The organism is Gordonia sp. NPDC062954 (genome assembly GCF_044543825.1).
Taxonomy (GTDB): domain Bacteria; phylum Actinomycetota; class Actinomycetes; order Mycobacteriales; family Mycobacteriaceae; genus Gordonia; species Gordonia tangerina.
Genome location: NZ_JBITWL010000035.1, coordinates 1 through 21,763 on the forward strand (window position 1 = coordinate 1; position 21,763 = coordinate 21,763).

The 21,763-nt window shown below is 67.2% G+C and carries 20 protein-coding genes and 1 pseudogene; 9 read left to right on the forward strand and 12 right to left on the reverse strand.

All coding sequences use genetic code 11. The features are described from left to right. The 10 genes and pseudogenes from ACIGKQ_RS23090 to ACIGKQ_RS23135 form a co-directional block, all read right to left on the reverse strand. A pseudogene (locus ACIGKQ_RS23090) lies at positions 1–258 on the reverse strand (IS110 family transposase); the annotation flags it as partial. A gap of 564 nt (positions 259–822) precedes the next feature. Continuing rightward, complete coding sequence (locus ACIGKQ_RS23095; protein ID WP_266061451.1) at positions 823–2,028, reverse strand: substrate-binding domain-containing protein; 1,206 nt, start codon at positions 2,026–2,028, stop codon at positions 823–825. A gap of 152 nt (positions 2,029–2,180) precedes the next feature. Beyond that, complete coding sequence (locus ACIGKQ_RS23100) at positions 2,181–4,352, reverse strand: malate synthase G (protein WP_235724225.1); 2,172 nt, start codon at positions 4,350–4,352, stop codon at positions 2,181–2,183. 37 nt (positions 4,353–4,389) lie between these two features. Then, entirely contained in the window at positions 4,390–5,310 is a 921-nt protein-coding gene (locus ACIGKQ_RS23105; protein ID WP_235724224.1) for a 3-methyladenine DNA glycosylase, read from the reverse strand. Further along, positions 5,307–6,383: a hemolysin family protein gene (locus ACIGKQ_RS23110; protein ID WP_266061450.1), complete on the reverse strand. Its 1,077-nt coding sequence runs from the start codon at positions 6,381–6,383 to the stop codon at positions 5,307–5,309. The genes ACIGKQ_RS23105 and ACIGKQ_RS23110 overlap by 4 nt, the downstream gene beginning before the upstream one ends. Beyond that, positions 6,376–7,776: a hemolysin family protein gene (locus ACIGKQ_RS23115; RefSeq protein WP_235724222.1), complete on the reverse strand. Its 1,401-nt coding sequence runs from the start codon at positions 7,774–7,776 to the stop codon at positions 6,376–6,378. The genes ACIGKQ_RS23110 and ACIGKQ_RS23115 overlap by 8 nt, the downstream gene beginning before the upstream one ends. Before the next feature lie 3 nt (positions 7,777–7,779). Further along, positions 7,780–9,213, reverse strand: coding sequence for a GuaB1 family IMP dehydrogenase-related protein (locus ACIGKQ_RS23120; protein WP_235724221.1), 1,434 nt, complete (start codon positions 9,211–9,213; stop codon positions 7,780–7,782). 19 nt (positions 9,214–9,232) lie between these two features. Next, positions 9,233–10,702, reverse strand: coding sequence for an NADP-dependent phosphogluconate dehydrogenase (gene gndA / locus ACIGKQ_RS23125; protein ID WP_396575041.1), 1,470 nt, complete (start codon positions 10,700–10,702; stop codon positions 9,233–9,235). A gap of 69 nt (positions 10,703–10,771) precedes the next feature. Continuing rightward, positions 10,772–11,722, reverse strand: a complete 951-nt coding sequence (locus ACIGKQ_RS23130; protein WP_235724219.1) for a M56 family metallopeptidase — start codon at positions 11,720–11,722, stop codon at positions 10,772–10,774. A 49-nt stretch (positions 11,723–11,771) separates the two neighbouring features. Further along, positions 11,772–12,170, reverse strand: a complete 399-nt coding sequence (locus ACIGKQ_RS23135; RefSeq protein ID WP_235724218.1) for a BlaI/MecI/CopY family transcriptional regulator — start codon at positions 12,168–12,170, stop codon at positions 11,772–11,774. 287 nt (positions 12,171–12,457) lie between these two features. Here ACIGKQ_RS23135 and ACIGKQ_RS23140 point away from each other — a divergent pair, with 287 nt between their 5' ends. From ACIGKQ_RS23140 to ACIGKQ_RS23175, 8 genes are all read left to right on the forward strand, one after another. After that, entirely contained in the window at positions 12,458–12,913 is a 456-nt protein-coding gene (locus tag ACIGKQ_RS23140) for a PaaI family thioesterase (protein WP_235724217.1), read from the forward strand. Then, positions 12,910–14,154, forward strand: coding sequence for a DUF6986 family protein (locus ACIGKQ_RS23145; protein ID WP_396575042.1), 1,245 nt, complete (start codon positions 12,910–12,912; stop codon positions 14,152–14,154). Before ACIGKQ_RS23140 ends, ACIGKQ_RS23145 begins: the two co-directional genes overlap by 4 nt. A gap of 190 nt (positions 14,155–14,344) precedes the next feature. After that, positions 14,345–14,647 carry an urease subunit gamma gene (locus ACIGKQ_RS23150; protein WP_235724284.1) on the forward strand — a complete coding sequence of 101 codons (303 nt, stop codon included), beginning with the start codon at positions 14,345–14,347 and terminating at the stop codon, positions 14,645–14,647. A 15-nt stretch (positions 14,648–14,662) separates the two neighbouring features. Continuing rightward, complete coding sequence (locus ACIGKQ_RS23155; protein ID WP_235724215.1) at positions 14,663–14,992, forward strand: urease subunit beta; 330 nt, start codon at positions 14,663–14,665, stop codon at positions 14,990–14,992. Continuing rightward, entirely contained in the window at positions 14,992–16,713 is a 1,722-nt protein-coding gene (locus ACIGKQ_RS23160) for an urease subunit alpha (protein WP_396575043.1), read from the forward strand. The genes ACIGKQ_RS23155 and ACIGKQ_RS23160 overlap by 1 nt, the downstream gene beginning before the upstream one ends. 5 nt (positions 16,714–16,718) lie before the next feature. Then, positions 16,719–17,402, forward strand: coding sequence for an urease accessory protein UreF (locus tag ACIGKQ_RS23165; RefSeq protein WP_396575044.1), 684 nt, complete (start codon positions 16,719–16,721; stop codon positions 17,400–17,402). Between the two features lie 43 nt (positions 17,403–17,445). Beyond that, entirely contained in the window at positions 17,446–18,132 is a 687-nt protein-coding gene (gene ureG, locus ACIGKQ_RS23170; protein WP_235724212.1) for an urease accessory protein UreG, read from the forward strand. A 2-nt stretch (positions 18,133–18,134) separates the two neighbouring features. Beyond that, complete coding sequence (locus ACIGKQ_RS23175; protein WP_396575045.1) at positions 18,135–18,851, forward strand: urease accessory protein UreD; 717 nt, start codon at positions 18,135–18,137, stop codon at positions 18,849–18,851. Between the two features lie 15 nt (positions 18,852–18,866). Here ACIGKQ_RS23175 and ACIGKQ_RS23180 read toward each other — a convergent pair whose 3' ends face one another. Together ACIGKQ_RS23180 and ACIGKQ_RS23185 are read right to left on the reverse strand one after the other, a co-directional pair. Further along, a complete protein-coding gene (locus ACIGKQ_RS23180) occupies positions 18,867–20,396 on the reverse strand; it encodes an NAD(P)/FAD-dependent oxidoreductase (protein ID WP_396575046.1) in 1,530 nt (509 codons plus the stop codon). A gap of 141 nt (positions 20,397–20,537) precedes the next feature. Next, positions 20,538–21,176, reverse strand: a complete 639-nt coding sequence (locus ACIGKQ_RS23185) for a GNAT family N-acetyltransferase (protein ID WP_287017097.1) — start codon at positions 21,174–21,176, stop codon at positions 20,538–20,540. A gap of 150 nt (positions 21,177–21,326) precedes the next feature. On the opposite strand from ACIGKQ_RS23185, the gene ACIGKQ_RS23190 reads away from it, so the two are divergent. After that, the gene (locus ACIGKQ_RS23190) at positions 21,327–21,755 is read left to right on the forward strand and encodes an acyl-CoA thioesterase (protein WP_396575047.1); all 429 of its coding nucleotides are present in this window, start codon (positions 21,327–21,329) and stop codon (positions 21,753–21,755) included. Positions 21,756–21,763 lie beyond the last annotated feature (8 nt).

Sequence of the window (21,763 nt, forward strand, 5' to 3'; positions counted from 1 at the left end):
CTCGACCCCTTCGCTGGTGAGTTCTTCGAGGAGGAAATAGTAGGGTTTCCAGTAGTCGCTTGTGGCCTCCATCACGATGCAGGTCACCCGCTCGGTCACCAGATACTGGCGTAACTGCAGGATCTCGCGGGTCATCGACCCGCAATCGATCACTTCGTTGGTCGTTTTGCGGCTACCTGAGCCCTGGATCCGCACACACACTTTCGCCGATTTCTTACCGATGTCGATGCCCGCGCATCGCGCATGGAGCACTTCCATGATGTTCTCCCGTTGTTCGCGACCGGGCCGGTCTGACCCGCAGAAGGCGTGCGTCACGGGAGAGCGACAAACTCAACGAAGTCTGTAAGGCGTGCTCTACGGCGACAATCCGCGGTTCCCGCGGCAGGCTCTCCGACCCAAGCTCGATAACAGGCTCGCCACGTGGGCAGGCGCTAGAGATCAACGGGTTCACAACGTGACACACCCACCAGTATCGCCCGTCCACCCGACTCAACCACGGCAAACCTTCGCATCTCCGCGTCACCGGCGAAGCCGGCCCCATAGCTCGATACGCCACTCACTTCGTTCGCGGCTACTCGATCAGCGGGTGGGGCCACTCACTACGTTCGCGGCTACTCGATCAGCGGGTGGGGCCACTCACTACGTTCGCGGCTACTCGATCAGTGGGTGGGGCCACTCACTACGTTCGCGGCTACTCATCGACGGGGTACGCCGGGTCGTTTGTCGGTGGTGAAGGTGGCCGGGTCGAATGTCGGTGGTCGAGTAGCCCCGAGCCGCTAGGCGAGGGGTGTATCGAGACCACGGCACCTCAGTCCGAAGTCCTCACCCCGCCGTCACCGGCCCGCTGTCGGGCCCGTAGACGAGCCGATTGATGGTGACCGTTGCCGCCGTCTCGGGAATCGGCATCGGGTTCTCGGTGAGCGGGAATGTGACGGTGGCGGTCTTCTCGGGCATCGGCGCGTCACCGCGGAACCCCAGTGCCGTCAGCGTCGCGAGATGTTCGGGCTGGCTGGCGAAGGCAAAGAACTCGGCCACCGCATCGGTCTGTTCGGCTGCGACGCCGTCACCGGTGAGTCGGACGATCGGATAGTCGGCGATCGGGGTCGGACCTCCAGGGATCACCTCGGCGAGACGTGGGGTGGTGTCGTCGCGGGTCAATTGATACAGCGACTGTTCCGTGATGGCCACGGCATGAATGGTGGCGTCGGCCGGGTCGGACGCATCGGCCATCAGCCGAGCTGCGCCGACCGGCGTCCCGTCGGGCGACTGCGGTGCACCCGACGACATCGCTTCGATACTCGAGGCCACCCGCGGCGAGTCCGCGTCCTGTTCGGTGAGCGGACCCATGGTCCGGGTGACCTGCATCGCCACCGCCTGCGCAGCCAGCGCCGTCGCGTCGGACTGCGCACCAATCGGCATCGCCAGGCGAATCGAACCCCAGCTGCCCAACCCGAAGGCGCCCAACGAGGCATCGCGCTGTTGCAGCGTCGGCAACTGTTGCCAGTCGAGTTCGCCGTCGAACGCCTCGGCCAACTCCGGGGCGGTGGCCAACACCACCGGCGAACTGACCAGTGAGGACGGAGTGCCGTCGACGATGTCGGGGCGCGCGCTGACCAGATCCGCCGCCCAGATCGATGACTGCGGCACCCACGCCGCAGGCCGGGCGCCGAGCGCGGCGGGATCCCAGGCGCCGGCCAGACCGTCCAGGGTGACCTTCGCGTCGCCGGGCCGGACCTCTACCACCACGCAGTGATCACGCACCACCGGCCCGGTTTCCGAATACTCGGCGGCGATGGTGCTCAACGCATCGGCGACATCGGGGTCGGCGATGATCGGAACGGTGGTACGACCTTCGACACAGTTGCCGGCGGCTTGCTCACCTTGCCGGTCGATACGGTCGCCGAGTTGGAACCACACCACGACCACGGCCGCCACGAGGACGACGGTCAGCAGTGCGCCGACCAGACCTCGACTGACCCCCCGACCACGCATCGATGCGCCACGGTCGGTGCTGCGATGGTGAGCCAACCCCCCGCCTTCCGCTCTTCGGGCATTCGCCGTCTGTCACCCCGATCCGACTGTGATCGGGGTGACAGATGACGACGATAGCGGACATCGTCCCGGCTGACAGCATGGTGGCCTGCCGACCATCCGTCCGCGGACGGCTGTCCGGGCATCGGTCAGCCGTTGGCTGCTTTGTACTCGCGGCGCTTGGCGTGCAGGATCGGCTCGGTGTATCCGCTGGGCTGGGTGGTCCCCTCCAGGATCAGTGCCTTCGCGGCCTGGAACGCGATGTTGGAGTCGAAATCCGCAGCCATCGGACGGTAAGCGGGGTCGTCGGCGTTCTGTCGGTCCACCACCGGGGCCATCCGCTCCAGCGAAGCGACCACGTCGTCGGCGGTCACGATGCCGTGATGAATCCAGTTCGCCAGCAACTGGCTGGAGATGCGCAGGGTGGCGCGGTCTTCCATCAGTGCGACGTCGTGGATGTCGGGCACCTTGGAGCAACCCACACCGTGGTCGATCCAGCGCACCACATAACCCAGGATCGACTGGCAGTTGTTGTCGAGTTCCTGCTGCTTCTCCTCGGCCGACCAGTCGGTCTTCGGTGCGAGCGGAATGGTCAGGATGTCGTCGACGTCAGCGGGGTCGCGCTTGGCGATCTCGTCCTGACGTTCGAAGACGTCCACGAGGTGATAGTGCATCGCGTGCAGCGTCGCAGCTGTCGGTGACGGGACCCAGGCGGTCGTGGCACCGGCCTTCGGCTGGCCGATCTTCTGCTCGACCATGTCGGCCATCAGGTCGGTCATGGCCCACATGCCCTTGCCGATCTGCGCCTTGTGCTGCAGTCCGGCGGCCAGGCCGGTGTCGACGTTGAAGTCCTCGTAGGCCGCGATCCACTTCTGCTGCTTCATCTCACCCTTGCGGATCATCGCGCCGGCCTCCATGGAGGTGTGGATCTCGTCGCCGGTCCGATCGAGGAAGCCGGTGTTGATGAAGACTACGCGATTCTCGGCGGCCTTGATGCAGGCCTTCAGGTTGACGGTCGTGCGACGTTCCTCGTCCATGATGCCGACCTTGAGGGTGTTCTCCGGCAGTCCGAGCACTTGCTCGACGCGACCGAACAGCTCGACGGTGAACGCCACTTCGTCGGGTCCGTGCATCTTCGGCTTGACGATGTAGATCGAACCGGTTCGTGAGTTCTGCACACCGGCCTCGGTGGACAGCCCGTGGATACCGGCCAGCGAGGTCACCAGTGCATCGAGGATGCCCTCGGGGACTTCGTTGCCGTCGGCGTCGAGCACTGCCGGGTTGGTCATCAGGTGACCGACGTTGCGCACGAACAGCAGTGAACGGCCGTGCAGATCGAAGCCGGAACCATCGGGTGCGGTGTACTCACGGTTGGCGTGCAGCGTGCGGGTGAAGCTCTTGCCGCCCTTGCTCACCTCTTCGGCGAGATCACCCTTGTTCAGTCCCAGCCAGTTGCGGTAGCCGAGCACCTTGTCGTCGGCGTCGACGGCGGCCACCGAGTCCTCGAAGTCCATGATCGTGGTGATCGCCGACTCCATCACCACATCCTTGATGCCTGCCGGGTCGGTCTTTCCGATGGGCGATTCCGGATCGATCTCGATGTCGAGGTAGAGGCCGTTGTGGCGCAACAGGATCGACGACGGTGACGACGGTTCGCCGCGATAACCGGCGAACGCCGAGGGGTCGGCGAGGGTGGCGGTCTTCTGATCGGCCAACGTGACCTGCAGTGCTCCGTCGACGACCGCGAACGCCGCCACGTCGGTGTAGCTGCACTGCTCGAGCGGCACCGCCTGGTCGAGGAAGGCTTTCGCGTAGGCGATCACCTTGTCACCGCGCACCTGGTTGTAGGACGAACCCTTTTCGGCGCCGTCGGTCTCGGGGATCACGTCGGTGCCGTAGAGCGCGTCGTAGAGCGACCCCCACCGTGCGTTGGATGCGTTGAGGGCGAACCGGGCGTTGAGCACCGGCACCACGAGCTGCGGTCCTGCCGTCTCGGCGATCTCGCGGTCGACGTTCTCGGTGGCGATCTGGAAATCGGCCGGCGGCTCGACCAGGTACCCGATGTCGGTGAGAAACTTCTTGTAGGTGGCGAAGTCCCCGGCACCGTCGTTGTCCTTGTGCCATTGGTCGATCTTGGCCTGCAGATCGTCGCGTACGGCGAGCAGTTCCCGGTTGCGCGGGGCAAGGTCGCCGATGACCGATGCGGCGCCCGCCCAGAAGCTGTTCTGGTCTACACCGGTACCGGGCAACGCCTCGTTGTTGATGAAGTCATACAGGACAGTGGCGACCTGCAGTCCATTGACGTTGGTCCGGTCAGACATGACAGCCTTTCTCCTACGGTGAATCGACCCCACCATGCTACTCGCCGGTAATCGGCGCTTCGCGGGGATCCCGTCCGGTCTGTCCGAGCAGGTGACGACACCGTTCGGCCACCGCGGCCCGAAGGATCTCGCCGGCGGTCGCGATCTCGGATTGTTCGCGCACATACTGCGCTCGACCGGCGGGGGTCTCTATCGGCACCGGGTCATAGCCCAGCTCGCTCAGATCGTAGGGACTCGCCCGCATGTCGAGTTCGCGGGCGCGCAGCGCGAGAGCGAAGCAGTCCAGGGTCAGGTCGGAGTCGATCAACGGTGCCAGCGTGAAGCACGCCCGGTACAGGTCCATCGTCGCGTGCAGACAGCCCGGCTGCTCATCGGCGAGCTGATGGTCGCGGGTCAGTTTGGCTTCGTTGTATGGCCGCGCGAGCGGTGTGAAGAACCGGAACGCGTCGAAATGAGTGCAGCGCAGTGGCATCTCGTCGACCACCGCATCGGTTCCGGCGGCCCCGAGGCGTAGCGGAAGGTCGTGGCGGAGATCGTCGGTGCGGTAGACCATCGCCCATTCGTGCAGGCCGAAGCAACCCAGCCGCGCAGGACGCGAGGCCGTGGCACGTAGCAGCGCTTCGGTGGCGGCCAGAGTGCCCGTCCGCGCGCGCAGGTGATCGGGGTCCACCGACACCCCGCCGGCCACGCGCCGATAGCCACGCAGGGGCAGGTATTCGTCGGCGTCACCGAGCACGACGCCGTAGCCGGGATGCCAGCGCTGCACATGCGCCGGCCGTGACGAGTAGTACGTGAACAGGAAGTCGATCACCGGGTGCTTCGACCCGCTCCGGCGCTCGCGCAGATAGTCACCGATCAACGCCTCGACTCGATCGCGATGACTCTCACGCAGCCCGATCCACTGACGACGAGTAAGCACCCCGTCGACACGGGTCTCGGCGGCCGACCCCGTCGTCATACCCGATGGGTCTCGTCGCGGACGTTGCCGACGAATTCCTCGACCAGGTCGGCGAGCGCGACGACTCCGATGGTGCGGCCGCTCTCGTCGACCACCGCGCCCAGGTGCGAGCTGGTGCGGCGCAGTGCGGAGGTGGCCTCCTCGAGCAGGGTGGATGACGCGATGACCGGTAGCGCGCGGATCTTGGAGATGCCGATGATCGTGTCCGGTCCGATCCGCTCGTCGAGAATCTCGTCGAGGACGTCCTTGAGGTGCAGGTAGCCGGTGAGTGTGCCGTCGGGCCCGCGGACCGGGAACCGGGAGAACCCGGTGTCACTGACCGCGCGCTCCACCGACCCGAGTGTGGGCCCGGTGCCGCCGGTTTTCTCGTCCACCTCCATCGACACGCTGCGCAGCGTGTCCAGTGGAATCATCACTTCACCGACGGTCCGGCTGACCGACTGCAGCGCACGGGTCAGCCGTTCATGTTCTTCGGCGTCGATCAGTCCTTCCCGCTTGGACTCGACGATCATCTGGGCCAGTTCCCCCGGGGAGACGCTGGAGGCCAGTTCGTCCTTGGGTTCCACCCGCATCAAGCGCAGCGAGATGTTGGCGAGCCAGTTGTAGAACGCGATGAGCGGACGCGCGATCCGGATGAACATGAGGTGGGCCGGTACCAGCAACATCGCCGAGGTCTCCGGGCCGGCGAGCGCGATGTTCTTGGGCACCATCTCGCCGATGAGGATGTGCAGCACCACCACCAGCGACAGCGCGACGGTGAACGAGATCGGATGCAGCAGGGCATCGGGTACGTGTACGAGATGAAGGGGTCGCTCGATGAGATGGGCGACCGCCGGCTCGCCCACCCGGCCGAGCAGGATGGAGCAGATGGTGATGCCCAGCTGCGCGCCGGCCAGCATCAGCGACAGTCGCTCGCCGGCGCCGATCACGGTCCGCGCACGCTTCTTCCCGGCCTCTTCGAGGGCCTCGAGTCGATCGCGACGTGCCGAGATCAGCGAGAACTCGGCACCGACGAAGAATGCGTTGCCGCCGAGGAGCACCACGGTGAGCAGCACCGCCCAGAGATCACCCATGGGTCGGCGCCCCTGCGCGGGTCGCGTCGCCGACCGGCTGTAGCGAGACGACGTCGATTCGTCGGCCGTCCATCTGGGTCACCGTCGCCCGCCAGGAGACGTCGTCGCTCTCGGCCGGTTCGTGTTCGTCGTCGTCGGCGTCGATGGCGGGGGTACGGTCGGGCAGTTCGACCGTGTCGCCGACCATCGGTATGCGGCCCAAGCAGAACATGACCAGACCGCCGAGCGTGTCGTAGGACCCCTCCGGAGCACGGTAGCCGGTGGCATCGGCGACCTCGTCGATCCGGAGCAGCCCCGAGCACAGGTAGCCCGCGCCGTCCTCGGCGACGTCGGCGCGTTCGCGGTCGTGCTCATCGGTGACGTCGCCGAGGATCTCCTCGATCAGATCCTCGGTGGTGACGATGCCTGCGGTGCCGCCGTACTCGTCGATCACCACGCAGACCTCCATACCGTCGGCGCGGATCCGCTCCATCAGTGCGTCCCCGTCGAGGCTCACCGGCACCCGCGGCACCGTCCGCGCGATCGAGGCGACGGTGGTGTGCGCGGCGCGCTCGGGACTCACGGTGAACGCCTGCTTGATGTGGACGACGCCCACCAGGTCGTCGAGGTCCCCGTCGATCACCACGGGGAAGCGAGAATGCCCGGTTCGCGACGACGCCAACACCAGATCGCGAATGTTGTCGTCACGGTCGAGGCATTCGATGGTGACGCGCGGTGTCATCAGGTCCTCGGCGGTCAGTTCACCGAATCGCAGGGAGCGGTCGACCAGGGCGGCGGTGCCGGCGTCGATGGAACCCTCGCGGGCGGAGTTGCGCACCAACGACACCAGCTCCTGAGGCGACCGAGCCGACGCGAGCTCCTCGGCGGGTTCGATGCCCAGCCGGCGCACCACCCAGTTCGCGGACCCGTTGAGGCCGTTGATCGCCCACCGGAACGCGGCCGAGAAGATCGTCATCGGGCCCGCGGTGGCACGGGCGACCGCCAGCGGCTTCGCGATCGCCAGGTTCTTGGGGATCAACTCGCCGAGGACCATCGACAACGACGTCGCGATGACGAGTGCCAGGACGAGGGACACCCCGTCGACCATGGATTCGCCGAGCCCCAGCCCGGTCAGGGCGGGGGAGAGGATCCGGGCCAGGACCGGTTCGGCGATGTAGCCGGTGATCAGTGTGGTGATCGTGATTCCGAGTTGGGCGCCGGAGAGCTGGAACGAGAGCGTGGAGTGCGCGCGCTGGACCAGCCGGGAACGGCGGTCGCCGCGAGTGTCGACGTCGTCGGAGATGGTCGACCGCTCCAGTGCGGTCAGCGAGAACTCCGCGGCAACGAAGAGCGCGGTCCCCAGGGTGAGCGCGAGGAAACCGACGAGACTGGCGACGAGGAGGAGGATCTCCAACCGTCACCACCCGCCCGGCAGCGGGCGCCCTTCGGCGAATCCGGCGGCCGACTGCACCCCCAGGACGACCTTGTCGTGCAACTCGGCCAGCGTGCGGGCCCCGGCGTAGGTGGCGGTGCTGCGCACACCCGAGCAGATGTGATCGATCAGGTCCTCGACCGACGGTCGGTCGGGGTCGAGCCGGATTCGTGAACTCGAGATGCCTTCCTCGAACAACGACTTGCGCGCGCGGTCGTAGGCGCCATCACTGGCCGACCGGGCCGCGACGGCACGTTTGGACGCCATGCCGAAGCTGACCTTGTACATGCCCCCGGCGTCGGTCTGCAGATCGCCGGGCGACTCATAGGTGCCGGCGAACCACGAGCCGATCATGACGTTCGACGCGCCGGCCGCGATCGCGAGGGCCACATCCCGCGGGTGGCGCACTCCGCCGTCGGCCCACACGTGCGCACCCCGCGCTCGCGCCACCTCGGCGCATTCGGCGACCGCAGAGAACTGTGGGCGCCCGACGCCGGTCATCATGCGGGTGGTGCACATGGCTCCGGGACCCACACCGACCTTCACGATGGTCGCGCCGGCATCCAGCAGGTCGGTGGTTCCCTGTGCCGACACCACGTTGCCTGCGGCGATGGGGACGCCGGGGTCGGCGGAGGCGACGGCCTCCAACGCGCTGAGCATCTTCTCCTGATGGCCGTGCGCGGTGTCGATCACCAGCAGGTCCGCGCCCGCCGCGGCGAGCGCCTTGGCCTTGCCCACCACGTCGCCGTTGATGCCGACGGCAGCCGCGATACGCAGCCGTCCCGCGCCGTCGACGTTGGGTCGGTAGATCGCGTGTCGTAGCGCACCCAGTCGGGTGAGGACCCCGGCCAGACGCCCGTCGTCGTCGACGAGCACGGCGAGCCCGAGGTGACGATCGCCGAGCGCGTCGAAGACATCGCGGGGCGCGGTGTCCACCGGCAGCGTGATGATGTCGGGATCGAGCACTTCGCGCACCCGCGAGAACCGGTCGACGTCTCGGCATCGTTTCTCGGTGACCACGCCGATCGGCCGACCGTCGTCCACCACGACGGCCGCACCGTGCGCACGCTTCGGGATCAGCGCCAGGGCGTCGGAGACCGAGCTCTCGGCGGTCAGGGTGACCGGCGTGTCGGCGACGAGATGACGTGACTTCACGTGATCGATCGACGCCGAGACCGCAGCGATCGGCAGATCCTGCGGCAACACCACCAGTCCGCCACGGCGCGCGAGTGTCTCGGCCATGCGTTTACCGGCGACCGCGGTCATGTTCGCGGCGACGATCGGGATGGTGGTGCCGCTGCCGTCCGACGTCGAGATGTCCACATCGAACCGCGATGTGACGTCCGATCTGTTCGGAACGATGAACAGGTCGTCGTAGGTCAGATCGTGGGTCGGTGCGTGACCTTCCAGGAATCGCACGATGTCCCCGGAGCTCCTCTCAGGCCGTGACTTCGGTCCGGTCTCCGCTCCACAACGTGTGGAACGTACCCGGCTTGTCGATGCGCTGGTAGGTGTGCGCACCGAAGAAGTCACGCAGCCCCTGGGTGAGGGCGGCCGGCAACCGTTCGCTGCGCAGGGCGTCGTAGTAAGAGAGCGACGACGCGAACGCCGGCACCGGGATGCCCATGGTGGTGGCGGTGGCCACCACCCGACGCCAGCTGTCCACCGCGTCTTCGACGACGCTGCGGAAGTACGGCGCGAGCAGCAGGCTGGGCAGTTCCGGATTCTCGGCATACGCATCGCGGATGCGGTTGAGGAACTTCGCCCGGATGATGCACCCGCCGCGCCAGATGGTGGCGAGGTCTCCGGGGGTCACGTCCCAGCCGTATTCGGCGCTGCCGGCGGCGATCTGATCGAATCCCTGGGCGTAGGCGACGACCTTGGAGGCATAGAGAGCCTTGTTGATGTCGTCGACGAAGGTCTTCGCGTCGGCGGGTGCGGCCGACAGGGTGCCCGATTCGAGTTCCTGGGCCTGCTTGCGCTGATCGGTTGCACTCGACAGAGCCCGCGCGAAGACGGCCTCCGCGATACCGGTGGTCGGGATGCCCAGATCCAGTGCCGACTTCACCGTCCACCGGCCCGTGCCCTTCTGGCCCGCGGCGTCGGTGATCACATCAACGAGTGGTTTGCCGGTCTCGGCGTCGACCTGGGAGAGCACCTCGGCGGTGATCTCCACCAGGTAGCTGTCGAGGTCGCCGGAATTCCACTCCCGGAAGACGTCGGCGATGTCGGCGACCGGCATGTCGAGGGCCTTGCGCATGAGGTCGTAGGCCTCGCCGATGAGCTGCATGTCGGCGTACTCGATACCGTTGTGCACCATTTTCACGAAGTGCCCGGAACCGTCCGGACCGATGTGTGTGCAGCACGGCTCACCGTCGACGTGTGCCGAGATCTGTTCGAGCAGTGGCCCGAGCGACTCGTATGACTCCTTCGGTCCGCCGGGCATGATCGACGGACCGTTGAGGGCGCCCTCCTCGCCGCCGGAGATCCCCGCGCCGACGAAGTTGAGTCCGCGGGCCGACATCGCCGACTCTCGACGGATGGTGTCAGTGTAGAGCGAGTTGCCACCATCGATGATGATGTCGCCCTCCTCCATGAGGCCGGCGAGCTCCTCGATCACCGCGTCGGTGGGATCGCCGGCCTTGACCATGATGAGCACCCGGCGCGGACGCTCCAGGGCCGCGACGAACTCTTCCATGGTCTCGGTGCGGATGAACGAACCGTCCGAGCCGTGTTCGGACAACAGCGCGTCGGTCTTGGCGATGCTGCGGTTGTGCAGCGCGACCGTGTAGCCGTTGCGTGCGAAGTTGCGGGCGATATTCGAGCCCATGACGGCGAGACCGGTGACGCCGATCTGGGCCTTTGTCGAGTCAGGGGAGTCGGAACCGGTGGCGGCAGAAGTCGTCATGGCTGCAAGCCTATTGCGTGGACCGGCCGGTCACGAGTGGGAGGGTCATGCCCGTGGCTGTGAGGTGGTTCACGCTGCCGAGATCAACCGACTGAGCTCGGTCAGCCAGGGGATCGCCACGGCCAAAGTCGGCACGACCAGAATTGCCGCGGCCGCGGCGTAGGCGGCGGTCGCGAGCAGTCGGGTGGGACGCTCGTCGCGCAGACGGTGGATGCGTGCCAGCGTCGTCGGGCCGCCTACGGCCATTGCGCCCCGTGGTGCGACCGCATCCGCGCACGCGACCAGGGCACGTCCGAGTGTCGTCGGAGCCGTCGCGCGTACCGCCTGGTCATCGGCCAGAGATTCCACGAGCAACTCGACGGCGCCGAGCGCCGACTTGCTGCGCACCACTCGGGGGAAGGCTTCGTGCAGCGCGATGAAGGCCTCGAGGACCAGGTCGTGGCGCGCGCGCAGGTGCGCACGTTCGTGTGCCAGGACGGCGATCAGCTCTTCACGCGACAGTCGGGCGACGACGCCCTCACTGACGACGACACGCTGACGCAGGCCGGGCAGGCAGTAGGCGAGGGGCTGTTCGACGTCGATCATGCGCACGTCGCGCCCGAACAGCGGATGTGAGGTGTCGCTGCGGTCGCAGCGGTCCAGGATGTCGATGAGCTGACGGTGGGTGTGGCGTCGCGCCCGGGTGCGGACTCCGACACGGATCACCGTGTACATCAGGCGGGCACCGATCATCAGGGTCAGGGCGAACACGCCGACGAGGGTGAGCCACAGGGGGAGGCCGAGTCGTTCGATCTCATGCAGCGGGTTGGTGGTCGGCGCACCGTCTGGGCCCGGCGCCAACAGATTCGCCGCGATGGCCAGCCCGCAGCTGAATGCCGAGAGCACCCCGGCCAGCGCGATCGCCTGCCACAGGGTCATCGCCGCGCGGGGGGCCTTGACCGGCCAGGAGGCCCGCGACATGGCTTCGGCAGCGGGGCCGACCAACACCAAGGTCAGGATGCCGAAGAAGAGCGCGGTCATCGATACGTCCTCGCGTGGGCTGTGGGCGGTGGGCTGTACTGCGGCGAATCTAACTCGTTTCGCCCGTACCGCGGGCGGATTCGAGTTCATCGAGCGCCAACCGTAGGGCTGCTGCCTCGTCGGCGCCGACCCGGCCGACGAAGGACACCAGTGCGGCGTGTCGCGAACCGGGCGCATCCGCCTCGCTGAGGGCGTCGACCATCAGGCTGGCGACAAGGTCCTCCCGCGGATGGGTGGGGACATACTTGTGTGCGCGATCGTCCCGGATCTGTGTGACCAGGTTCTTCTTCGCGAGTCGCTGCAGCACGGTCATCACCGTCGTGTACGCCAGCGAGCGATCTCGCGACAGCGTCTCGTGCACCTGTCGGACCGTCTGGGGCGCCGAGCTCTCCCACAGGGTGTCCATGACTGCTCGTTCGAGGTCGCCCAGCCCGTTCATTCTTCGCATTTTACTTCCGCTTCTCTTGCTCGTGCAGACCGGTCATCGGCCGGTCGCGAACACGTCACCCATCAGTTTCCGCTGCACCCTTGACAACATTGGTAAGGCTACCCTACGTTTGAGTCACGTCGGACCGAGCGAGAGTCCTGAGGGCTGCAGAGACCCCCGGTCCACGCCGCGGTAGGCCCCACGATGTAACGCATCGTGGGGCCTACCGGTTCCCGGACCCATATGGCGAACGACGAAGTCGGTGGCCTCGCCGCACCCATCGCAGCGGCTCGTGCCAGTCTCATGGAATGAGTGTGGACAACGAGCAGTCGATCAAAGACACCTTCGGGCGCGGGTTCGATGCCGCATTGGGATTGCGCCTGACAGACGTGACCGCGGATCTGGTGGCCGGCACGGTGGAGATGTCGGAGCAGCACCACCAGCCCTTCGGCATCGTGCACGGCGGTGTCTACTGCGCGCTCGCCGAGGGCACGGCCTCCATCGGCGGGTTCACCTGGCTGCAGTCCAGCGGCATCGGAGGCACTGCGGTGGGGGTCAACAACAACACCGACTTCCTCAGATCCATCAGCACGGGCGCGGTATCCGTGGAGGCCACGCCGGTTCACAGGGGCCGGCGGCAGCAACTGTGGCGGGTCACCATGACCGACGGTGACGGCCGTTTGGTGGCCACCTCGCAGGTCCGGCTGCAGAACATCGAGCTGCCCGAGGGAGTGACCGTTCCGGGCGTCACCACCGGCGCATGACCGGGCGTGGCTTGCCCGATGAGGCGCGGTCACACATCGACGACCTCCTGGCCGCGGTGGACGCCGATCTGGCCGCCGGGTATCCGGGCGACCGGCCGCAACCGCAGCCCGCGCACACCGTGTATGTCAGCGCCGCCGATGTCGACATCGACACCCCGCGGGCATGGGGTGAGCGCGCGACGATGGTGGCCGACGAGGTCGGTGAACTGCTGGTGGAGCTCGCCGGTGATGCCACTGTGGTCGACCTCGCCCGGCAGCGACTGCGCAGCGAGCCGGTCGAGGACCTACGGATCGATCTCGAGGACGGGTACGGCTGGCGCGCGGACGCGGCCGAGGACGCGGATGCACGTCGGGCCGGCGAGATACTCGCCGATTGGACGCGTTCCGGTCCGGGAGCGCCCCGCAGTGCCGGAGTGCGGGCCAAGGGCCTCGGCGCGCACGAGCGGGCACGGGGGCTGCGCACCCTCGAACTCGTTCTCGACGGCGCCGGCGGTGTTCCGGACGGCTTCGTGTTCACCGTGCCCAAATTGCGTGACGCGCGCCAGGTGGATGCGGTGAACGCGCTCTGCGTGGCGTTGGAACGTGTGCACGGACTGGCGGAGTACTCATTGCGTTACGAGCTCCAGGTGGAGATCCCGCAGGCCGTGGTGGGTGCCGACGGACGCGCAACCGTTGCCGAAGCGATCCACCGCGGTATGCCGAGGCTGTCCGCGTTGCACTACGGCACTTACGATTACAGTGCGGCCGCAGGAATCGTCCCGGCGCAGCAGTCGTTGGCCCACCCCGTCGCCGACCATGCGAAGGCCGTCATGCAGGCGGCCGCCGCGCAGACCGGGGTGTGGATCAGCGATGGTTCCACCCAGGTCGTCCCGGTGGGCACACCGGACACGGTGGCGGCCGCGGTCCGGCGCCATCACGGTCTGGTGCTGCGGTCGTTGGAACGCGGCTTCTATCAAGGATGGGACATGCATCCGGGACACCTGGTCACTCGCTGGACGGCGGTGATCGGGTTCTTCCGGTCGGCGATGCCCACCGCGGCCCGTCGGCTACAGGCCTATTTCGATCGCACCGCCTCCGACGTCGTCGACGAACCGGCCACCGCGATGTCGCTGGCATCGGTCCTGCAGCGCGGGCTCGCGGCCAAGGCGTTCACCATCGATGAGGTCGAGCAGATCGCGCCACTGTGCACCACCGAACGGCTGGCCGCGCTGCGCGCCGGTGGCGGGGGACTGCCGGCCTGACCGGCTGTCCGGTCGGCGATACGCGCCCGCGTCCCGCCGGCGGGATCGACCGCGTCGAGCGCGCTCACCGCGCCGGGATGGTTCTGGTCATGGCAGGATGATCCCTACGCAACGCCGGGTGTTGGGCGTGCGCCGTCGCCGGATGGGTGTGGTCGCAATGATCGGATCCGTGTCGCTAGGAGAGGAACTGGTGCGTCTGTCGCCGCATGAGCAGGAACGTTTGCTCATTTCCTATGCCGCGGAGCTGGCTCGGCGCCGACAGGCGCGTGGGTTGCTGCTCAACCACCCCGAGGCAGTCGCGGTGATCACCGATCATGTCCTCGAGGGCGCCCGGGACGGCCGGACGGTCGCCGAGCTGATGTCATCGGGCCGCGAGGTCCTGGCCCGCGCCGACGTCATGGCCGGTGTACCCGAGATGCTGCACGACGTGCAGGTGGAGGCCACCTTCCCGGACGGCACGAAGCTTGTCACCGTGCACAATCCGATCGATTGACCGCGAGAGGCCGATATGTCGCGAACGCAGTCGTCGGTGGTTCCCGGCGAGATCCTGCCCGCCGAAGGCACCATCGAGCTGAACGAGGGTGCCGACGCCATCACGCTGAGCGTGATCAACACCGGTGATCGTCCGGTCCAGGTGGGCAGTCATGTCCACTTCCCACAGGCCAACGCCGCGTTGGATTTCGATCGGTCGGCCGCGCATGGCCATCGCCTCGACATCCCGGCGGGCACCGCGGTCCGATTCGAGCCGGGGATCGAGATGACGGTGACACTCGTCGCCCTCGGCGGCACCCGCGAGGTCTACGGCATCTCGCTCGACGCACCGGGAAGGCTTGACTGATGGCGACGCTCGGACGAGATCGTTACGCGCAGCTCTTCGGCCCCACCGTCGGTGACCGGATTCGCCTCGCCGACACCGACCTGCTGCTCGAGGTCACCGAAGACCGGTGCGGCGGACCGGGTCTGGCCGGTGATGAAGCGGTGTTCGGGGGTGGCAAGGTCATCCGGGAGTCGATGGGCCAGAGCCGCGCCGCCCGCGCCGACGGCGCGCCGGACACGGTGATCACCGGCGTGGTGGTCCTCGACTATTGGGGAATCATCAAGGCGGACGTCGGAATCCGAGACGGACGAATCACCGCGCTGGGCAAGGCCGGAAATCCGGACACCATGCACGGTGTGCACCCGGACCTGGTGATCGGGCCGTCCACCGAGATCATCGCGGGCAACGGCAAGATCCTCACCCCAGGCGGGATCGACTGCCACGTTCACTTCATCTGTCCGCAGATCATGGACGAGGCGCTGGGCAACGGGATCACCACTCTGATCGGCGGCGGCACCGGGCCCGCCGAGGGCAGCAAGGCCACCACCGTCACGCCGGGCGCGTGGCACCTGGCGTCGATCCTGGGTGCCACCGACCATTGGCCGATGAACATCGCGTTGCTGGGTAAGGGCAACACGGTGTCCGCAGAATCCATGCACGAGCAGATCCGTGCGGGTGCATCCGGTTTCAAGCTTCACGAGGACTGGGGGAGTACGCCGGCGGCGATCGACGCGTGCCTGCGTGTCGCCGACGAGACCGGGGTGCAGGTGGCGCTGCACTCCGACACACTCAACGAAGCCGGCTTCGTTGAGCAGACCATCGGCGCCATCGCCGGTCGATCCATTCATGCGTATCACACCGAGGGTGCCGGCGGCGGGCACGCGCCCGACATCATGACGGTGGCATCGCACCCCAACGTGCTGCCGAGTTCGACGAACCCGACGCGTCCGCACACGGTCAACACACTCGACGAACACCTCGACATGTTGATGGTCTGTCATCACCTCAATCCGACTGTGCCCGAGGATCTTGCGTTCGCGGAGAGCCGGATTCGACCGTCGACCATCGCCGCGGAGGATCTCCTGCACGACCTCGGCGCCATCTCGATGATCGGCTCGGATTCGCAGGCCATGGGACGGATCGGCGAGGTGGTGCTGCGGACCTGGCAAACCGCTCACGTCATGAAGACCAAACGCGGCGCATTGCCCGGTGACGGTGCGGCCGACAACAACCGGGCACGGCGCTACATCGCCAAGTACACGATCTGCCCGGCGGTCGCACACGGCTTCGACCGCGAGATCGGTTCCGTCGAAACCGGGAAACTCGCCGACCTCGTGCTCTGGGATCCGGCGTTCTTCGGCGTACGGCCGGATCTGGTGATCAAGGGCGGCGCCATCGCCTGGGCGGCGATGGGCGACGCCAACGCGAGTATTCCCACACCGCAACCGGTATTGCCGCGTCCGATGTTCGGCGCAGCACCGCGGGCAGCGGCGGCAACGTCGGTGAGTTTCGTCGCGCAGGGCGGGCTCGACGCCGGGATCGAGGAAGCCCTCGGGCTCGACCGTCGGTTGGTGCCGGTAGGCGACACCCGCCGAATCGGCAAGGCCGACATGATCAACAACGCGGAGACCCCGGAGATCGCCATCGAACCCGACACCTTCACGGTGCGGGTGGACGGCGAGGTCTGGGACAGCGAACCGGTGACCGAACTGCCGATGGCGCAGCGGTACTTCCTGTTCTGAGTCCGATGCCGAACAATCTCATGCCGAACAGCCCGATGCCGAACCCCGAGACCCGCTCGCAGCTGTCGATGATGCTCACACTCGCCGACTCGCGACTGCCGATCGGTGGACACGTGCACTCCGGCGGTGTCGAACAGGCCATCGCCGATCGGGTCGTCGTCGACGCGACAACCCTGGCGGAGTTCCTTCGGCGTCGAATCGCCACCAGTGGGCTCGTGGCCGCGTCGATCGCCGCCGCCGTGGCCGACGGAACAATCGATGTCCCGACCGCGCAACGGGAGACCGATGCGCGCACACCGTCGGCGGCCGGCCGCCGTGCCTCGCTGGCCCAGGGCAGGGGTATGCGTCGACTCGCCGGCCGCCTGTGGCCGCAGCATGACTGGAGTGACCACACGCCGCGCACGCACCTGCCGGTCATCTCGGGAGCGGTCGGCCGAATCAGTGAATTGTCCGGCTTCCACACCGCGTTGATCCTCGTCTACACGACGATGAGCGGAGCGGCGACGGCCGGCCAACGGCTGCTCGCGCTCGACCCGGCAGATGTCGCGGTGGTGATTGCCGATCTCGGGTCGGAATGCGAGCGGGTGGCCGCCGCGGCCGCCGTCGAACTAGCCGATCTCTCCGACCCGATGCTCGACGTGTTCGCCGAACGTCACGAGCGCCGCGACATGCCCTTGTTCGTGTCCTGACCGGACACCACACCGATCCGCAGCCGACCCACGAGAGGACGACATGCCCCCGCATCTCATCGATGGACAGCCACACGGCCACGACCACTCCCGACCGCGCCGTCACCGCGAACCGGGTGAGGCGTTGCGCATCGGGATCGGTGGCCCGGTCGGCTCGGGCAAGACCGCGCTCGTCGCCGCCTTGTGCCGTCAACTCCGCGACGAACTCTCGGTGGCTGTGCTGACCAACGACATCTACACCACCGAGGACGCCGACTTTCTGCGCCGCAACGCGGTTCTGCCCGACGAGCGCATCACCGCAGTGCAGACCGGCGGATGCCCACACACCGCCATCCGCGACGACATCACCGCCAATCTCGACGCGATCGACGATCTCGTCGCGAGTAATCCGCCGCTGGACCTGATCCTGGTCGAGTCCGGCGGTGACAACCTCACGGCCACCTTCTCCACGGGCCTGATCGATGCCCAGATCTTCGTGATCGACGTGGCCGGGGGCGACAAGGTTCCGCGCAAAGGTGGCCCCGGCGTGACGTATTCGGATCTGCTGGTCATCAACAAGACCGATCTGGCGCAGCAGGTGCATGCCGATCTCGAGGTGATGCGCACCGACGCCGAACGCGTGCGGGAGGGGCGTCCGACGGCGATGATCTCGCTGACCGATGATCCCGCGGCCACCGATGTGTTGGCCTGGGTCCGTCGTCAGTTGGCCGAGGTCGCGGTGACCGGCTGACCGTGCGCACCCAGATCGAGATCGTGGCCGTTCGTGGCCGCTCGCCGCGCGTCGCCGCGGTCGGTGGTCTCGCAGCACGGCAGACCGGCGTGGAGACCGTCCACCTGATCAGTACCGCCGCGACACCGCTCGGGGGTGACACGATCGATGTTCGCGTGGTGGTCGAGGCAGGCGCCTCGCTGCACCTCACAACAGTCGCCGCGACGCTGGCGCTGCCCGCACGCAACCGGCCCGACTCGGGGATGACATGGGACATCGAGGTGGGCGCGGGCGGTCGGCTGCACCTCGACCCGCAACCGACCGTCGTGGCCGGTGGTGCCGACCACCGCACCTCGACCGCGATCGTTGCCGACCCGTCGGCCACCGTCATCGTCGCCGAACACGCTCAACTCGGACGATCCGTGGAACGTGCCGAGGACGTCGAGCGTGCGCGGTGGCAGGGTGCGCTGCGGATGGATGTCGGCGACGGCCCGCTGCTGCGGCATCGGCTCGGATTGGGTGATCCGGCCGGCAGCGGGCATCGGGCGGTCAGCAGCGTGTTGCGGTATCCGGATGCGCGCGAGGCGGCGGTCTCCGAGGTGGCCTACGCGACGCGCCTCGAACTGGCCGCGCCCGATCAGGGCTCGCCGGCAACCCTCACCACGGCGCTGGGTTCGTCGGCGCAGCACACGCGGTCGCTGGCCGACGACCTCGATCTGGCGGCCCTGGCCGCCAGGTGAGGCCTGCTCGCTCGGTCAGCCGGCCTCGGCCCGCGCCTGCGTGTCCGACGATTGCGACTCCGGCGCCGACGACTCGGGCTCGTCGGATCCACTTGCCTCCGATTGCGACGATGGGACCGACTCGGTCCCGGGCGCCCGCGTCGAGGGAATCGCCCCGGTTGCCTCGGCGACTGCTTCGTCCTCGGACTTGCCCTCGAGCGCCGACAACGCACCCAGTGCGGTCCGCGCGTAGACCTGTTGTTCGGTGACCGCGAGCTGGGTACGGCCGCGGGTGCTGAAGGCGAAGAACCAGTTGATCAGCGTGTTGAGTCGATTGCGGAAGCCCACCAGGTAGACCAGGTGCAAGGCCAGCCAGCCCAGCCAGGCGAAGTATCCCTCGGTCTCGAATTTCTTCTTCGTGCCGGGCACCGGCACCTGCATCACCGCGCTGAACCGCGAGATCGTGGCCATCGACCCCTTGTCGTAATAGCTGAACGGCTTGCGTTGCTCCTGTGTCTGTCCGTGCAGACCGGCCTTGATCGCGTCGGCGGCGTAACGGCCACCCTGGATCGCGCCCTGCGCCACTCCGGGCACCCCGTCGACCGCCATCATGTCGCCGACCACGAACACATACGGGTTGTCGGGAATGGTGAGGTCGGGCAGCACCTTGACCCGTCCGGCGCGGTCGAGCTCAACGCCCGACTGCTCGGCGAGCTGCTGTCCGAGCGGACTGGCCTGCACGCCGGCCGACCACACCTTGCACTGCGACTCGATGCGCCGCGTGCTGCCGTCCTTCTCCTTGACGACCAGGCCGTCGTAGTCGACGTCGACGACCATCGCGTTGAGCTGTATCTCCACGCCCATCTTGGTGAGGCGTTCGGCCGCCTTGCGACCGAGCTTCTCACCGAACGGTGGGAGCACGGCGGGTGCGGCGTCGAGCAGGATCACGCGGGCTTCGGTCGGGTCGATGTTGCGGAAGGTGCCCTTGAGGGTCTTGTCGCTCATCTCGGCGATCTGACCTGCGAGCTCGACACCGGTCGGTCCGGCGCCCACCACCACGAAGGTGAGCAATTTGGCGCGCTCTTCGGGATCGTCGGACAACTCGGCCTGCTCGAAGGCACCCAGGATGCGGCCACGCAGTTCGAGGGCGTGGTCGATGGTCTTCATACCCGGTGCGTACTCGGCGAAATGATCGTTACCGAAGTAGGACTGATCGGCGCCTGCCGCGATGATCAGGCTGTCATACGGAGTGACGGTGATGCGTTCGAGCAGCCTCGACGTCACCTTCTTTCCGTCGAGGTCGATGTCGAAGACATCACCGAGCAAGACGGTGACGTTTTTCTGTTTCCGCATGACGACGCGGGTGGCCGGGGCGATCTCGCCCTCGGCGATGATTCCGGTCGCCACCTGGTAGAGCATCGGTTGGAACAGATGGTGGGTGGTCTTGGCGATCAGGGTGACGTCGACGTCTGCCTTGCCCAGACGCTGGGCTGCGAAGAGACCACCGAATCCGGAACCGACGATGACGACATGCGGACGCGTGGTGGTCGGAGTGGGGCTGCTCATCTGAGGAACATCTCCTGTCGGTGGGCTGTTGGGCTGCTGCCGCGCACCACTAACGGTAGTCAATCATCGCCGAAAGATCCGGACGAGGACCCCCGCGATCCGTCCCGCTGCCGGAACTGTCCGATTGTCACCGGTCCGGCGTCAGGCGGTCAGGTCGCCGAACGCGTGGCGGCCCGGCTCTGTGACCAGGCGCTGCGATCGCCCGATCGGCGTCCGAGCGTGACACCAGCTCATCGTGGTGGTCTCCCAATGATTGTGCAGCAGTTCGTATTCCACCTCGCCGGAACCGGAACCGAACAGGATGTCCTCATCGCAGAGGTGGATAGCCGACAGTCGCATGCCGATCTTCTCCATGACGCGCCGGGACGCGATGTTGGCAGCCATTGTGCTGGCGAACACCCGTTCGGTGCCCAGTTCGCGGAACGCCATGTCCAGCAGTGCGTGGGCCGCCTCGGTGGCCAGCCCGCGACCCCACACCTCGCGGGCCAGGCGATAGCTGAGTTCCACCTCGGGGTGGTGGCTGTGCCGAGGTGTCCGCAACGCGAACCAGCCGCGGAAGTGCCCGGCGTCGCGGTCCAGCGCGGTCCACATCCCGGTCCGGTGGGCTCGACGCTCGGCCTCGGCGCGGGGCAGCACCCAGCCTTCGATGACCTCCTGAGGGGTCGGCGCACCCCCGCTAACATAACGCATGACCTCGGGATCGCCGTCGAGACGTACCAGGGCATCGACGTCGGACCCGCTGACCGGCCGAAGCCGGAGTCGCGCGGTCTCCAGAATCACGATCTCCCCCTCGCCGAAGTGCTCTGCGGTGAGTGTACGGTTCTCTTTCCGCGAGATGCGGTCATCGCCACCCGTGTGTCGATCCGGAAACGGTGGTCGTCGTTTCGTCGGATCGCAGTCCGTCGGGGGCAGCGGCTAGGGTTCTCGAACGTGGCCGACGAACATCTCGACCTGTCGATCCAGCTGCGTTGGGGCGACATGGACATCAACAATCACATCAACAACGTGCAGTTCGCGCGGATCTTCGAGGAAGCGCGAGTGCGGTCGTTCGCCCGGTGGCTTCCGCACCGGCCCGCCGGCTTCTCCCTGTTGGTGGCACGCCAGGAGATCGTCTTCTCCGCCGTCCTCGACTACTCGGTGGAACCGGTCACGGTCCGCTCCTGCGTCAGTCGGGTCGGCACCACGTCCTTCAACCTCTCGCTGACATTGATCGATCCGGCCGGCATCACCTGTGCCGTCGCCGAGACGACCATGGTGTCGGTGGACCCGCGCACCGGGCGGCCGACACCGCCGCCGGATGAGGTGCGCGAGGTGCTCGAGGCCCATCACGTGGCCGACGCCGGCCTGCCGGTGCGGTGACGGGCCAC